We start from the raw sequence: 13,862 nt of genomic DNA on the forward strand, positions 1-13,862 counted from the left end.
GAGGTATGATGTATGTCTCTTATTATTTTATTTTACTTATGGATTGTCCCTTTATTATTTGGCATTTTCTTCTCATTCCTAACAAAGAAAGCCACATACAAACGCCGCTTTGTCCCATCATATAGCATGGCAGGACTCAGCATCGTATTTCTTATTCTGGCACTCGTCTTTTCAGCCAGTCATTTTCTATTCATTTGCGGTATGTTCCTATTCGCCACTACACTTGTCGGCACAGGCATCCCGTTATTTTTAGCCTTTACCAAAACACCCTCATAAACAAAACCACCTTTTCGCTATGGAAAGGTGGTTTCTTTTTTACTGCTGAGGCATTCGGTATGTAATAGATGCACCTTGATTTTCTTCAACCGTCTTCACAATGTCTTGCAGAATCTCTGCTGCTCGATCGCTTGAGTCATACTTGCCGAGAGTTTTTGTCCAAGAATCATTTCCCATGATCCCTTCAATTTTTTTACCCTGTACTGTGACTTCATTGACGTGGACCAGACTTTGCTGGTTTTGTGTGAAAATCCATAACATGGCTGATTCTCCTTTTATGTGGTGATTGGATTAGATTAACATATTATTATTAGTTAAATAGATCATAAAATTTAATCTTCAATATAGCTTTCTGCTAGATCAATATCTTGTTTCATCTCTAATTCAGGATATTTTTTATCCAACCTACGCAAACATTTAATTAATTCCTTACTTTGTAAAACTTCTGATATGTCTTCAAACACTTCACTTATCCAATATAAATCTTCTTTACTGCAACGTTCTAAATATTCCAACGTTCTCTCTTCGTTTTCTCCGAGAATTTCTATTATTTCATCCCAACTCTTCTGTATACCGTAATCATCATTTAAATCTAATTTTTTTCTTTTATCTAATACTCTATTTAATGTATTTTCAATGTCCATGTTGATCCTCCACATTAAGGTTGTTTTGTAGCATCCGGAAAAATAGTTCCTACTTCTCCATTGGTTTTAATAACTCCAACTCTTACTCCTTTATATTCACCAAAGATAGCCACTCCATTTTCCACTTTAGAAAAATCAGGTGACTCAACAATTTTGGCACCCGCTGCCGCAATATCAGATTCTGTCCAGTTTTCTGGGAACCAAGATTGGTTAGAACCTGTTCGTTTTGCTTTCACCTTATGACCAGGCACATTCCCTATCCTAACACCGTTCTCATATACTTTATTTATATTATATTCTATATTATTTTCTTGTAAGAATTTTATATTGTGTTGTCCGTGTCCTCCACCCTTCATTTTTGAAATATTCCCTGTTTTAGGGTTTGTTGTGAAATCTCCTTTATTAGAATGTTTAATGCTATTTTCAGGTATTTTACTTAAACCACTTGTTTTTTTAATCCCCATCTTCCCATGAAACCCTTTCGCCCCAAACGGCAAAAGCATCCCCAGAGCCGCATTCATACTCGCTTCCTGCTGTTCTTTCGAGACTTTATTTCCAAACATGTCACGACCCGTAATCGCTTCGCTGAAGCCGTTGGTCGCAGTAAGACCGTATAAGCCTTTTTGCGATGTTTTTAAAGCATCAAAGGACTTTTGTGACGTCTTATAGATGTCGACTGCTCTGACTGCGGCTGACGCGGCTTGAGTCGTTTTATAAACGGCTTTACCGCCTTTGAAAATGCGTCCTGCCCAACCGACGATTGGGATATATCCTGCTGCTGCCATGCCGCCTGCGGCGACTCGTTGGCCTGCTGTAAGTTCTTCACCTGTGATCGGATCGACACCTGTTGCGGCACGTTTTGCATCGTTCACGCCTGTCAGCTCATTAACGATATTCCCACCGTAATCAAGAGCTTTTTCATACCACGGACGGTTGGCGAGCGCTTCCTGTTCCTTTGCGATCTTGCGGGCTTCTTCTTGATCTTTTTTGATTTTTAGATATTCAGAAGTTTGCTTCTCAATATCGCTTTTTGCCTTGTAGATTTCACTATCTTGAAATGCTTTCTTGTCAAAATTCATAGGCGAAATGGATTTTCCGTCATTTGTGGCATTGATCATTTCTGCGTACAATGCCATTGTAGCTTGCTGCTCCGTCTCTGACAAAGCATATTCATCTTTTAGATTTTGATCAAGCTCTCTTAGGTCTTTCACTGTCTTTTTTCGCTCGTCTTCCGCATCTTCTATTTTTTCATCAAAAGTTTGGCTATCAAATACTTCTAGTGAAATGAGGTCATCTATGTCTTGAAAAATGGTTTTGAGAGCGTTTTTTTGATCCTTTACAATACTTTTGGCATTTTTGATTCCCATATGTACAGCGTTGTCTAAAAAGTGTTCTTCTACAAAGGTATCGCCGCCAAAGTTTGTATCATCAAGCGTTCCAGAAACACCTTCATGAAAGGCTTTTTGCTTATCAATGAAGCTGATGAACATGTCCACATTTCCTGCGAGCTCTTTGTAGAAGCTTTTAATGTTATCGGCACCTTTTCCAGTGAAGTCGTCACCGAGATTGGCAACACCTTGAAGTGCCTTTTTTAAATCTATCATTTGTTCACGGAGTTCCTGATAGTGTTTTGCCCTTGTATCCATGGCACTGGTTAGTGCTTTTGCATCAAGTATCTTGCCCAGATTAAGCCACTCCCTCCATTATTGATCATAAAGTCTATTTTACCTTTCTCACCGAATTGGAAAAATAGGCTTTAAGTTTCAAAAAATGCAGTCTTTATATTTTTATACAGCAGAAAACAAGTGACAATTGAAATGATTTTACCCATTCAACAAAAAAAGTCAGTCTCCCTAATTGGAAGACCGACTACCTGCTGTTTAGAAAAAGCGTTTAAGGCTTTTCTTGAGTGGAGGGATATCCAGCTCACCTTTTTCAAAGAATTTTTTCAATAAATATTTACTAAAGCCTGCTGCTTGTGTGTACGTGATTTTACCAGGTAACGGTGGTTCATTGGTCACCGCAACATCAATGATCACAGGTTTATCAGATTGAAGTGCTTGATCAAAGGCTGGTGCTAGTTCTTCATGTGATGACACCGAGATTCCTTTACCACCGCATGCTTCTGCAAATTTTGCAAAATCAATATTTTCCAGCTCTATACCATAGTTGATGTTGCCTTTTACCTGTTGTTCATATTCAATCATACCAAGGTTGTTGTTGTTTAAGATCACAACGACAATTGGCAGTTTATATTTTACCGCCGTTACAAAATCTTGCATCACCATTGTGAAGCCTCCGTCACCACAGACAGCAATAGCTTGGCGGTTTGGTTCGTTTAATTTAGCTGATATTGCGCCAGGTAAACCACAGCCCATTGTGGCAAGCCAGCTGGAAATAATGAAATCCTGCTGTTTCATTTCGAAATGACGTGCCATCCATACCGTCACATTACCAACATCAACTGAAAGTATGGCATCATCATCGACCGCTTCTTCTAATCTAGCGATGACTTGCTGCGGTTTAAGCGGTGATGTGGCAATAGATTTTTCCTTATCCATTTCTTCTCGCCACTTCATCATATGCTCTGTGCAAGCTTCAAGGAAACCGCGCTGCTCTTTATATTCAATATAAGAGGTTAGTTCATGAAGACCAGTCTTACTGTCACTTACAATCCCCACTTCTACCGGATATCTTTTACCGATCTGATCCGGTTTGATATCCAATTGAATGGCAGGTGTGTCTTCCGGTAAGTAATCCCTATATGGGAAGGAGGTTCCAAGCATGATTAATAAATCGCACTCTTCCATCGCTTCATATGCAGGCTTCGTCCCGATCTGACCTAGGTTCCCTAAAAAGTATGCATGCCTGTCTGGAACAACACCTTTTGCAGGAAGTGTAATGACGATCGGTGCAGCTGCCTTTTCTGCAAACGAAAGAAGTTCTTCTTTTGCATTTCTTAATCCTTTTCCTGCTAAGATGACTGGCTTCTTCGCATTGTTAATAAGTTGAGCAGCCTTTAGCAGTTGATCTTTCTTCGGCCGCACATCTCCCTCTACATAAAGAGGTGATGTATAAACGGGACTCCGCTTAATTTTCTGAGAAAATAAATCATCTGAGACAGTGAGAACCGCCACCCCTTTATGGGTATATGCAGCTTTGATGGCTTGATTCAATAAGTCAGGCAGAGCTTCTGCTGTTTGTACTTGCTGATTAAAGACAGCAACATCGTCAAACATCCGCTCTAATTTGATTTCTTGAAATGCATCTCTGCCTACTTCAGTTGAGGCAACCTGCCCTGCAATCGCTAATACAGGTGCACCATCCGCTTTTGCATCGTATAGTCCATTTAATAAGTGGACAGCACCTGGCCCAGCAATTGATAAACAAACTCCAAGTTTGCCTGTTAGTTTCGCATCAGCTGCTGCTGAAAGTGCTGCCACTTCTTCATGTCTTGTTTGTATAAATTGAATTTTGCTTGATTCATGCCTTAGTTCTTCGATTAATTCGTTAATACTGTCGCCGGGCATTCCATAAATATGTTTCACGCCCCACTCTTCCAGTAGCGCCGTTACTTCTTTTCCTGCGGTTCTTTGCGGCATGTGAGAAAACTCCTTTTTTCTTACTCCATACCACCGCACCCTTTTGATCAAACGTTTCAACTTGCTCTTGTTACTTTTTAAAGTGATATGGAAGAGTGGCGACAACAATATCCCGTTTCCATAATAAACGGAATCTTAATAAGAAAGCAGATTGATTATGCAAAATGGTGTGCCATCTTTTTTTCGGAATAAATTGAGGAACGAGCACCATCACTCTATATTGATGTGCATTTGCTTTCGCTTCAATCGTTTCAAGAAATTTATCAAGCGGGTGAATGAGACTTCGATAAGACGAATGTAAAATCACCAGACGCACATCACTATTCAGCTTTTCCCAATCAGCTTCAATTTTCTTGTCTTTCTCTTTATCAAACGATACATGAACCGCTATGACCTGGTCTGATAAGGATTTTGCATATTGCACAGATTGTTCGACGACACGTGTGACACCTGCTATTGGGACGATGACCACATTTCCTTTGATTTCGACAGGCTCGGTTTCATTCAATAAACGTAATTGTTCTCCAACAGACAGATAATGTTTCTTAATAGAATGAAAAATAAATAGAACAATTGGCATGAAAACAAATACTGGCCATACAAGATGGAACTTGGTCAAAATGAGAATCATGAAAACCGTAAATGAAATAAGTGCTCCTACGATATTGATAGGCATTTTCACTTTCCATCCCTGTGGTTTTTCACGAATCCACTTTACACACATACCTGTCTGAGACAAGGTAAATGGAATAAACACACCGACAGCATAAAGTGGAATGAGGTGTTCCGTTTTCCCATCAAATAACCAAATAAGCAGCATAGAAGCTACACCTAAAAAGATAATACCATTGGAATAACCGAGCCGATCTCCTCTCACTGTAAACATGCGCGGCATATATTTATCCTTTGCTAAGTTGACAGCCAATAATGGAAAAGCTGAAAAGCCTGTGTTTGCCGCTAATATTAAAATTAAAGCTGTGACAGCCTGAATGACATAGTAGAAAAATGTCCGTCCAAATGTGTCTGATGCAATCTGTGACACAACCGTTTCTTCTGGCTTTGGGGAGATGCCAAAACCAAACGCAAGCAATGTCACTCCTACAAATAGAACGGCCAGTAATCCCCCCATCATCAATAAAGTTCTCGCTGCATTTTGTGCAGCTGGTTTTTTAAAGGATGGAATTGTATTAGAAATCGCTTCAACACCAGTTAAAGCAGAACAGCCAGACGAAAATGCCTTTAATAAAAGAAATAACGTGATGCCTGATACATGTGTGCCAAATGCTGTATGTTCAGGTGCTGGCGGCACTTGCCCAGTTAATAGTTTAAATCCGCCCACCCCAATTAAAATGAGCAATGAAAAGACAAATAGGTACACAGGATAAGCCAAAATAGATGCCGACTCTGTCAGTCCACGAAGGTTTAACACCATAATCAATAGGACTAATACGATTGAGATCATGACATGATATGGATATAGAGCTGGAAAAGCCGATGTGATCGCATCGGTCCCAGCAGAAATGCTCACTGCTACGGTTAAAATGTAATCGACGAGTAATGATCCACCAGCAACCAGCCCTGGTTTTTCACCTAAGTTTCTGCTGGAGACGACATACGCCCCGCCGCCTTCTGGATAAGCATAAATAATCTGGCGATAAGATAGAATTAACGCCATTAAAAGAATTAATACACAACCTGCAATCGGGAGTGAGTACCAAAACGCTGCCGCACTAACAACTGATAGAACAATCAAGATTTGTTCTGTACCGTATGCGACTGACGACAATGCGTCTGATGACAATAATGCCAAAGCTTTGATTTTTGATAGTTTTTGTTCTCCTGCTGCCTGTGATTTTAATGGTTTACCAATTAAAATACGCTTCATCAAACTGTACATGTGTTGCCCGCTCCTTTAGTGTCAAACGATTTAAGTTACAAAATTTGGATCGCCAAAAAGACACAGAGGCAATAGAATGCCCCTGTGCCTATTGTTTAGATCACAGGTTGGTCTTTGCTCTCTTTAACGCTTACGAGGTTAGCTGACGGATTCGGGCGCATGAGATTTTGCCCTACCTTAAAAGGATTCACCCCACGTGGTGTTTTATACCACCACAATTGGTTCCCCCGCTCATCGAAATGATTCAGCGATTGGTCTTTTATAAAAGAGATCATACTCCCGTTTGACACCAAAGTAAAGAGATTTTTTCAAGGTCTTTTGATCGTTTAGAACTCAGTCTTTTTACGGTTTTTTCGTACGAAATAGACAATCATCACAAGCACAAAAAGGATGAGTGCAGCGATACACGCAAAGTAAATCCAAGACTCGCCGCTACTTTGTTTTTCACTTGTTTTCATACTGCTCGATGTGCTACTGACGGATTGATGATTAGTAAACACACCTTTGTTTTTACTCTCTATTGCAACTGTTGCTTTTTCTGTATTTGTTTGAAGAAATTGCATGACTTCATTTGACACGTTAGCTTCAGTTGCAGTCATTCCTGAAAAGACTGTCATTGTCTGTTCTTTATTCCAAACAGATGGCTGCGTCCATACAATTCGAGCCGTTGTTTCGTTGATCATGCCGAAAGAAGATACATCATACTGATCCTTTTTCACCGGAACAATGAGGTCGGCTGCTTTTTCTTTCAGAAGAGAGAACGTCTGAATGCCTCCGATGAAAATGAGAGGATGATTTTTCAATTGTTCATTTGTCACTTGAGATGCTTTCATTAAATGATATTGAGCTACTTCTGGCTGACTAAAAGATTCCGTCAACATGGCCATTTGATTGATTGTTTCACGTTTGATTTGATCTGGTATGATGATCAATGTATTTTTCGAAGTGAACGGGAGCGGCCATGCGGCTAAATCTGGCTTTTCACTCGTTGTTCCTTCTGGTATTTGAAGAGAGCTATTTTTGTCAATGAATATCCAGCCTTCTTCATCCGTATGTCTGCAGGATTCCATGTTTTTAAAACCACTTGTGACAAATTGCAAATCAATATATTCATTTTTTTGAAGTATCTTTGAATCTACTGGAATCGAGACATGATAGAATCCATTCGCATCTTTGCTGCCTAGTTTTGCTAATGGTACGTCGTGCGGTTCGTCATTGATCATAACAGTTAACCGTTCTGTTTTGCTTGCCGCTGTATCAGATTTTTTGAATGAAAGATTGAGCTTTGCACCTGATTTTTGGTTAGCCAGTAGCGCTTTCGGATAATAGTAGTGGTCGGATGCCGTCTTGTTGGTCCCAACCGTGACATCATCTCCGCCAAAATCTTTCAAACGAATCTTGTGAGATGGTTTAGACGTTTGAGCTGCAGCTTTTTGAAGCACTAGGTCTGTTCCAGTCAGTTGATCCGTTAATTCTGACTGAGTTAGAACATTGATTTTTTCAGCGATTGTCACAGGCTTTTCCGCTGTCACAAATAGAATGGGCTGTTTTGTTTTCTTTGCTGTCAAAGTTCTCATCGCTAACGTAAGATGACTGCTTTTCGTTTTAATTCCTGCAGCTTGTTCAATCGTTTTCATCCGTCCATCCCAGCTTCCTATAGCTCCCACAGCAATCGTTGGGTGAGCCACTTGCTTGATGTCCTTTTCTTGGATAAGTTTGATCTCTTTTTGGCGATCTTTGTTTTTCAACGTACGGTATACTTTGATGGCTGCTTCTAATTCAGCTGCATCCGGTGAATTAGGAATTACAATGTCTGTCTGTTCTTTCTGATCACCTGTTTGAATAAAAGGTGATGGAAAGCTATCTAATGTGAAATCTTTTGTCTGGATTCCTTTGAATGTAAGTTCACTTTCAGGATACACTTTTAGCCAATTAGCAGGTGTCTCTTGGTTGATACACACGCCTTCTTTTAAAACACCATAAAATGTGACCTGAATGCGGTGAGTACCTTTTTTCAATTGTGCTTTGTTCAACTTGATTTGAATCGACTTTTTCTGGTTTTTCCCTGATACAGGGATGGTCTTTTCGATCTCTCCATCAATCATAACAGTGAATGAGGAAGGTGAAATCAATAATGGTGAAGCCTCTATATTGAACGTCAATGTGCTTGACTCTGTTTTTTCCTGATCCACTTGATAGGTAAATTCAGTGCGGTCTTCTTGTCCATATAAGGTCACTACGTCTTCTGATAGATGCTGCGTTTTTGTTTTACTTTCTTTTGAAGGTTGAACCCAATCATCTTTGACTTGAACTCGGTTGGATTGCGCCATTGCTTGACCTGCCATGAAAAAAGGCTGGATCGCTAAGGATAATCCTAATATATAAATCAACCATTTTAACGATTTCAATATGTCACCCGCTTTTCTTTTGTTGTTGATTGTAACGCTCGGTTTTGTACCATTTCACTTCTTGTTTCAATAATCGACTTTTCGCCTCTACACATAAGGAGTACACAACAAGCGCAATCCATACTTGGGAATAGGTAAAGTACATGAGAACGACAATGAGAATATTTTGTTTGGTCAGCTCTGTTTTCTCTATGCTTAACGTAATCATCACTTCTGTTAAAAAGAGGAAGAAGGCTAATCCCCATAGGATGAGTGCCACAGCTCCCACAGATAAGTGAAGATCAACGAATAAGTTTACGATAAAAATGCCGTTGGAGAGCAGTACACCAAAGAAAAATAAGAAATACGTAAAGAAAAAATAAAATAAATCGAAAATCATTCGTTTTCGTTTTAATTTCATAAACTGTCTTAAAAATTTGAGCACAACATATTGGTTGCCTCTAGCCCAGCGTGTTCTCTGCCGCCACCAGACTTTCCATGTTTCAGGCTCTTGTTCCCATGTAATCGCAGCAGGAAAGAACCGAATCACATAGCCCAGGTTATACACACGAATCGTTAATTCAGTGTCTTCAGCTAGTGCATGGACATCCCAGCCGCCAAGCTCTTCTAAAATGTGCCGACGGATCGCAAAGTTGGTGCCTGGTATTGTCGCAATGCCAAACCATTTCCATCTCCCGCCTTGCGCCATCCACTGGAAGCAGATCGTTTCTATGTTAATGAATTTTGTCAGGAGGTTTTTGGCTGCATTGATGACCCTGAATTTCCCGACAACAGCACCTGCTTTAGGATCATTCAATAATCCAAGAACCAAATGGTAGACGGCTTTCTTTTCAGGCATATTATCTGCATCGTATACACAAATAACGTCTCCTGTCGAAGCCTTCAAGCCTTCATTCAGTGCAGTAGATTTCCCCTTCCCTGCAAATGGCGGCTTTGTTTCAATCATATGGACATGATCGTATTGCTCACTAAATGATTGCACAATCTCCCCTGTACGATCAGAGGAATTGTCATTAATCACAATGATTTCAAGAAGGTGTTTGGGATAGGATAACTGGACCATGGCTTTTAGCGTCTGCCGAATGACCACTTCTTCATTATGTGCTGGAATGAGAATGCTGACGGTCGGCAGATCTTTCCCTTGTTTCGTCCATTTAGGCAGCACTTTTTCGTAAGTTAAATAGTGCTGAAAGCCTCCCTGCATCAGAAACATATGATATAGGAGCATGATCCAAATCAGTATTAATGATAGGTAAAATAAGATATCAGCCACCTGATTTTCTCTCCTTAAAGATCCGTTTTTTCATCGTCAGCCTTAAATACAATGTGTAAAAAGCAAATGCCACAATAAAGAGCAGCACCACCATTGTGAGTATTCGAAGCATATTTTCCATCCCGCTTCGTTTGTTTGTTTTTGGTTCAGCTATATTGGATTGCTCTATTTGAATCTGTCCATTTCCTGCTGTTTTGATCTGGACATTCTGAGTTTGAACAGTCTGTTTTGTTTTCTTTAAATCTAGCCATTCACTAGAAGGGATCGCATCCATTTGTGTGATTACATCTTGCAGCCCATCTATCCCCGCTTCCACATCATAGGACAGCCCAATGGCGGCGGATTGGATATGCTGCAAGGATTGAATTGTTTGCTCAGTCAGTATGTTTGCACCTTCTTGGTCAGACGCTGTATCTATAGACTGTTCAGGATATAAAGTCATGCCATGAAGCATGGCGGGTGTCGACAAAAATGGTGATGCACTTCTTGTTTTCCATGTACGGTCTGAGAGCTGCACCTGCCCAAATAGACTGGACATATGGCGGGAAATCACTTCATATCCTTGCAGGGAAATGGCGTCATTTGGCACTTCAAATGCAAGCGGATATAACCCCTGCTGCGCGAGCAGTTCAATGCCTTTTGTCAGCTTTTCTTCTGTATAGATGGCTTCTTGATGTTGATTGGATGTGATATACGCATTAAAATCTTTTTCATTCGGAAAAAAGCTTTTGTTCAGCTGCTGATCAGCTTTCTCTGGTTCATTTGACGTAACGGGCTGATCGTACTTTACATCCCAGAATTCAAAGCCTTTACCCGACTCCTCCGTTCGATACGTACGGCTAAACCCGTGAAGAACGACACTAGCTCCATTGCTTTGCAATTGTTTTAACACGTGGACAAGTTTAGGCCGGTCACTGAGCGTCACTTCATCTCCTGTTGCTGGATCAATCCATATAGGGGTCACCGCCAGCAGAAAAGGGATATGGCGAGCTGTTACGTATCGTCCAAGTTCAAGTAACTTCTTCTCATCCGTGACGGGGTTAATCTTCCCAAGCTGTAAGTACTTTGTCTTCGTCTGACTAGAAGCCGGCAGGAGACTTTCAAGCACCTCTGCAAGTAGCTTGTCGTGCTGAAACATATTTAGCATTCCGACATATGCCGCACCTTCTTTTGTTTGAATCACAAATGGCTGTTCAGCTTGATTTTTCTTCAATAAGAATTTACGTTGCAGATCTGTCCCTTGAACCGTCTGAGCTGTGATTCCTCTCTCTAGCTGACGGTATTCTTGATCATCAGTATCTTTGATTTGACTGATGTGATCTTGTTTGTGAAAAGTAAGCTTCGAGAATGGACGAAGCTGTTCCGCATTGTATCCTATTGCGATTAAACGTTTTGATTCGTTTATGAGACGAATGGTTTGTGCTTTCAACGTTCTCTTTTCTTCACCTATATAGATAACTAGCTGAGAGTCATTGAGGTTCTTTTCAGTGATTTGTTCATCAGATAAAATGGTCGTTCGTGTGGAAAAATGCCCCACAAGTACATCAAGCATATGAACAGTTGGCGTTGTCTCACCTGATTGTGTGGAATAGACGATGAGGGTCCTTGACTCTTTCTCAAGTGCACCGGCTGATGTACTGTCTTTGATCGAAAGCATAGAGAAAAGAACGATTAACAAACAACATTTCGTCAAAACATTAAAGTTCATTCATCATCATCTCGTTTTCTAGTTCTTCTAAAAATTGCTCTGGTGTCCCATAGTCCGAGCTGCTTGTTAAATGACAGACATGAAAAGTTAAGGTTACTTCACGACCATTTAGCAGGACATGCGTTTGCAGTTTGTCCTTTAGCTTTTCAAGAACGATCGAGACGTTTTCTGCAGGTGTGTGAGTGAGCAGCAGCCCGATTCGTTCTTCGGATAATCGAAATTTCTTATCGGTTTCTCTCACACTTTCGCGAATCTTCATACTGAGTTGCTGGAAAAGATGCTGCATTTCTTTTTCTCCATATAATGTTTTGAATTCCGCTGAGTAGTGCATATGAAGAAGGATAAAGACGAATGGCTGTTTATATCGTTCTGCTCGTTTCATTTCCTCAGACAATTCGAGCCTCATCCGCTCTGCATTGTCAAAGCCTGTGGTTGAGTCAATCGCTACAAATTGTTTGATGGCCCTCTTTTGTTGGTCAATGGTGTAACGCATCGTTTTGATTCGCTCATGCACGTTTCCAGCAGAAATAGCAAAAAAGAGAAGTGCCACGCCCCATATCACGACATCTTGCAACGTTTGATTAGAAAAGAGTGAATTTGTGTGACCGAGCTCTGTAAAGAACATCCCGCTTCCTATAAAGAACAAAATCAACAAAGTAAAAACCAATGCTGGCAAAATACCAAATAAAATACCGCATCCTATCACGACAAATGTGAGTGTGATGATCATGACACTCTCCGCATCACGTCCATTCAAGTAGCCCATAAATAAAATGAGTCCCGCAAACGTGAGGAGCAGCGTATAATACGTGCGATAGGTGTTACTGAATAACCTTTTCATTTAGAAGCTCCCTTTCTGCAATTAGAGGCAATAAATTATCAAATGAGTGTGTATCTTTTTCGTTCATATAGCCTCCGTAATAAGGCTTGAGAGGATCTTGGATTTGCAGCTCTTTCATTCGGTGATAGACGTCTTTTGCAAAATCATCTTCTCCTTGTTTGAGTGCATATAAGATCACCAGTGCATAGACTGAAGGCGATTCATACGTCACTGCTGGCTGTAATGTGCTCAGTTTATATCGTCCATACAGTTTTCCTTCCTTTTGGAAGTTGGTTTTCAGCCATTTCATGATGACTGTTGTATCAACCTGTGCACGTTCGGCATAAAGAGCCGTATAAAGCTGGTCGATCAAGTTGATTTCCTGATCAAATGAGTAGACTTTCTTCGCTATGTCATAGGATTTTGGAAAAAATCCTTTTTGTCTCGGTGCATTTTGTAGAATGGCCAATTGGTTGTTCATCATTTGTTCTGTGAATAGGTGGAGGGATACTAGTTCTTTGATTGCTTTTGGGTCAAGATATGAAAGTGTGATTGTGTGTGAAGTTTGCTTTGTCGATGCATCATAATAGTCGGTCAACATACCCTTGAACATGTTTTTGTCTTTTAACGCTTTTGCGATTTTTTTAGCTGTGGTTTGATACACTGACTTCTGCCACAATTGATCTGCTTTTTGAAGCGCTGTTACTACACGTAAGTCATCAACTAAAGCATTGACTTGGCTTTTTTGATGAGATTCGATTTGCCAGCTAAGAAGATCATGTTCCAGTAAGAATTGAGTGCGCAGGACGTCTACCTGTTGATCAAAAGATGTTTGATCTTTTTTTCTAACAAGATAATCCATCCAAAGTCCGAGCGATTCTGATAAGTAAGTAGGCTGTTCCGCAAGCGAGGTTCGAATCATGCCTTGGTCTGTCATTAAGTGGTGAGTCATAAAGTACTCTCCTGACAATACTGGCTTTGCAGGTTCTGGTTGAGCTGAATGTTGCTGCTGTTTCCAGGTACATCCGCCTAGTAGAATGACAATGAGTATAGCGATAGCTGTACGATATATGGGTGTATCCATTCGTGTCCCCTTTCAATCCTTATTCTCTCTAAGCATCTAACGATTTATTATAGAGCGTTTCTGTTTAAATGAAAATAAATATTTTATACCAAATTACGAGTCTTTTCGCTTACATATTCCCATTTACAGAAAAACAACATGTCAAAATAC

General features: G+C 40.3%; 11 protein-coding genes and 1 riboswitch. Of the genes, 1 reads left to right on the forward strand and 10 read right to left on the reverse strand.

Annotated features, from left to right (window positions below; genetic code table 11):
- Positions 1–12: 12 nt before the first annotated feature.
- On the forward strand, positions 13–276 hold the full coding sequence (locus KVT11_RS17975) for a hypothetical protein (RefSeq protein ID WP_008346966.1): 264 nt from the start codon (positions 13–15) through the stop codon (positions 274–276).
- 39 nt (positions 277–315) lie between these two features.
- Here KVT11_RS17975 and KVT11_RS17980 read toward each other — a convergent pair whose 3' ends face one another.
- The 10 genes from KVT11_RS17980 to KVT11_RS18025 all read right to left on the reverse strand — a co-directional run bounded on the left by KVT11_RS17980 (position 316) and on the right by KVT11_RS18025 (position 13,712).
- On the reverse strand, positions 316–537 hold the full coding sequence (locus KVT11_RS17980; RefSeq protein WP_072368455.1) for a hypothetical protein: 222 nt from the start codon (positions 535–537) through the stop codon (positions 316–318).
- Between the two features lie 71 nt (positions 538–608).
- Positions 609–920 carry a hypothetical protein gene (locus KVT11_RS17985; protein ID WP_072368456.1) on the reverse strand — a complete coding sequence of 104 codons (312 nt, stop codon included), beginning with the start codon at positions 918–920 and terminating at the stop codon, positions 609–611.
- A gap of 14 nt (positions 921–934) precedes the next feature.
- Positions 935–2,566: a T7SS effector LXG polymorphic toxin gene (locus KVT11_RS17990; RefSeq protein ID WP_116307452.1), complete on the reverse strand. Its 1,632-nt coding sequence runs from the start codon at positions 2,564–2,566 to the stop codon at positions 935–937.
- A gap of 234 nt (positions 2,567–2,800) precedes the next feature.
- Entirely contained in the window at positions 2,801–4,522 is a 1,722-nt protein-coding gene (locus KVT11_RS17995) for a pyruvate oxidase (RefSeq protein ID WP_076822725.1), read from the reverse strand.
- A gap of 70 nt (positions 4,523–4,592) precedes the next feature.
- The gene (locus KVT11_RS18000; protein WP_008347135.1) at positions 4,593–6,419 is read right to left on the reverse strand and encodes an APC family permease; all 1,827 of its coding nucleotides are present in this window, start codon (positions 6,417–6,419) and stop codon (positions 4,593–4,595) included.
- A gap of 112 nt (positions 6,420–6,531) precedes the next feature.
- A riboswitch (cyclic di-AMP (ydaO/yuaA leader) is annotated at positions 6,532–6,679 on the reverse strand.
- Positions 6,680–6,745: 66 nt separating this feature from the next.
- The gene (locus KVT11_RS18005; protein WP_210552307.1) at positions 6,746–8,827 is read right to left on the reverse strand and encodes a cellulose biosynthesis cyclic di-GMP-binding regulatory protein BcsB; all 2,082 of its coding nucleotides are present in this window, start codon (positions 8,825–8,827) and stop codon (positions 6,746–6,748) included.
- A gap of 4 nt (positions 8,828–8,831) precedes the next feature.
- A complete protein-coding gene (locus KVT11_RS18010; RefSeq protein ID WP_220482513.1) occupies positions 8,832–10,055 on the reverse strand; it encodes a glycosyltransferase family 2 protein in 1,224 nt (407 codons plus the stop codon).
- Between the two features lie 37 nt (positions 10,056–10,092).
- Entirely contained in the window at positions 10,093–11,808 is a 1,716-nt protein-coding gene (locus tag KVT11_RS18015; protein WP_116307448.1) for a DUF2334 domain-containing protein, read from the reverse strand.
- Positions 11,798–12,649: a GGDEF domain-containing protein gene (locus tag KVT11_RS18020; protein WP_116307446.1), complete on the reverse strand. Its 852-nt coding sequence runs from the start codon at positions 12,647–12,649 to the stop codon at positions 11,798–11,800. The genes KVT11_RS18015 and KVT11_RS18020 overlap by 11 nt, the downstream gene beginning before the upstream one ends.
- A complete protein-coding gene (locus KVT11_RS18025) occupies positions 12,630–13,712 on the reverse strand; it encodes a glycosyl hydrolase family 8 (protein WP_116307444.1) in 1,083 nt (360 codons plus the stop codon). The genes KVT11_RS18020 and KVT11_RS18025 overlap by 20 nt, the downstream gene beginning before the upstream one ends.
- Positions 13,713–13,862: the final 150 nt, after the last annotated feature.

This window comes from Bacillus sp. GbtcB10 (assembly GCF_019091365.1).
GTDB classification, from domain to species: Bacteria; Bacillota; Bacilli; order Bacillales; family Bacillaceae; genus Bacillus; species Bacillus altitudinis.

Excerpts from the sequence above, each read along its gene's own strand:
- KVT11_RS17975 (WP_008346966.1), top strand. The coding sequence starts at position 13 with ATGTCTCTTATTATTTTATTTTACTTATGGATTGTCCCTTTATTATTT.
- KVT11_RS17980 (WP_072368455.1), bottom strand. The coding sequence starts at position 537 with ATGTTATGGATTTTCACACAAAACCAGCAAAGTCTGGTCCACGTCAAT.
- KVT11_RS17985 (WP_072368456.1), bottom strand. The coding sequence starts at position 920 with ATGGACATTGAAAATACATTAAATAGAGTATTAGATAAAAGAAAAAAA.
- KVT11_RS17990 (WP_116307452.1), bottom strand. The coding sequence starts at position 2,566 with ATGGATACAAGGGCAAAACACTATCAGGAACTCCGTGAACAAATGATA.
- KVT11_RS17995 (WP_076822725.1), bottom strand. The coding sequence starts at position 4,522 with ATGCCGCAAAGAACCGCAGGAAAAGAAGTAACGGCGCTACTGGAAGAG.
- KVT11_RS18000 (WP_008347135.1), bottom strand. The coding sequence starts at position 6,419 with ATGTACAGTTTGATGAAGCGTATTTTAATTGGTAAACCATTAAAATCA.
- KVT11_RS18010 (WP_220482513.1), bottom strand. The coding sequence starts at position 10,055 with ATGCTCCTATATCATATGTTTCTGATGCAGGGAGGCTTTCAGCACTAT.
- KVT11_RS18015 (WP_116307448.1), bottom strand. The coding sequence starts at position 11,808 with ATGAACTTTAATGTTTTGACGAAATGTTGTTTGTTAATCGTTCTTTTC.
- KVT11_RS18020 (WP_116307446.1), bottom strand. The coding sequence starts at position 12,649 with ATGAAAAGGTTATTCAGTAACACCTATCGCACGTATTATACGCTGCTC.
- KVT11_RS18025 (WP_116307444.1), bottom strand. The coding sequence starts at position 13,712 with ATGGATACACCCATATATCGTACAGCTATCGCTATACTCATTGTCATT.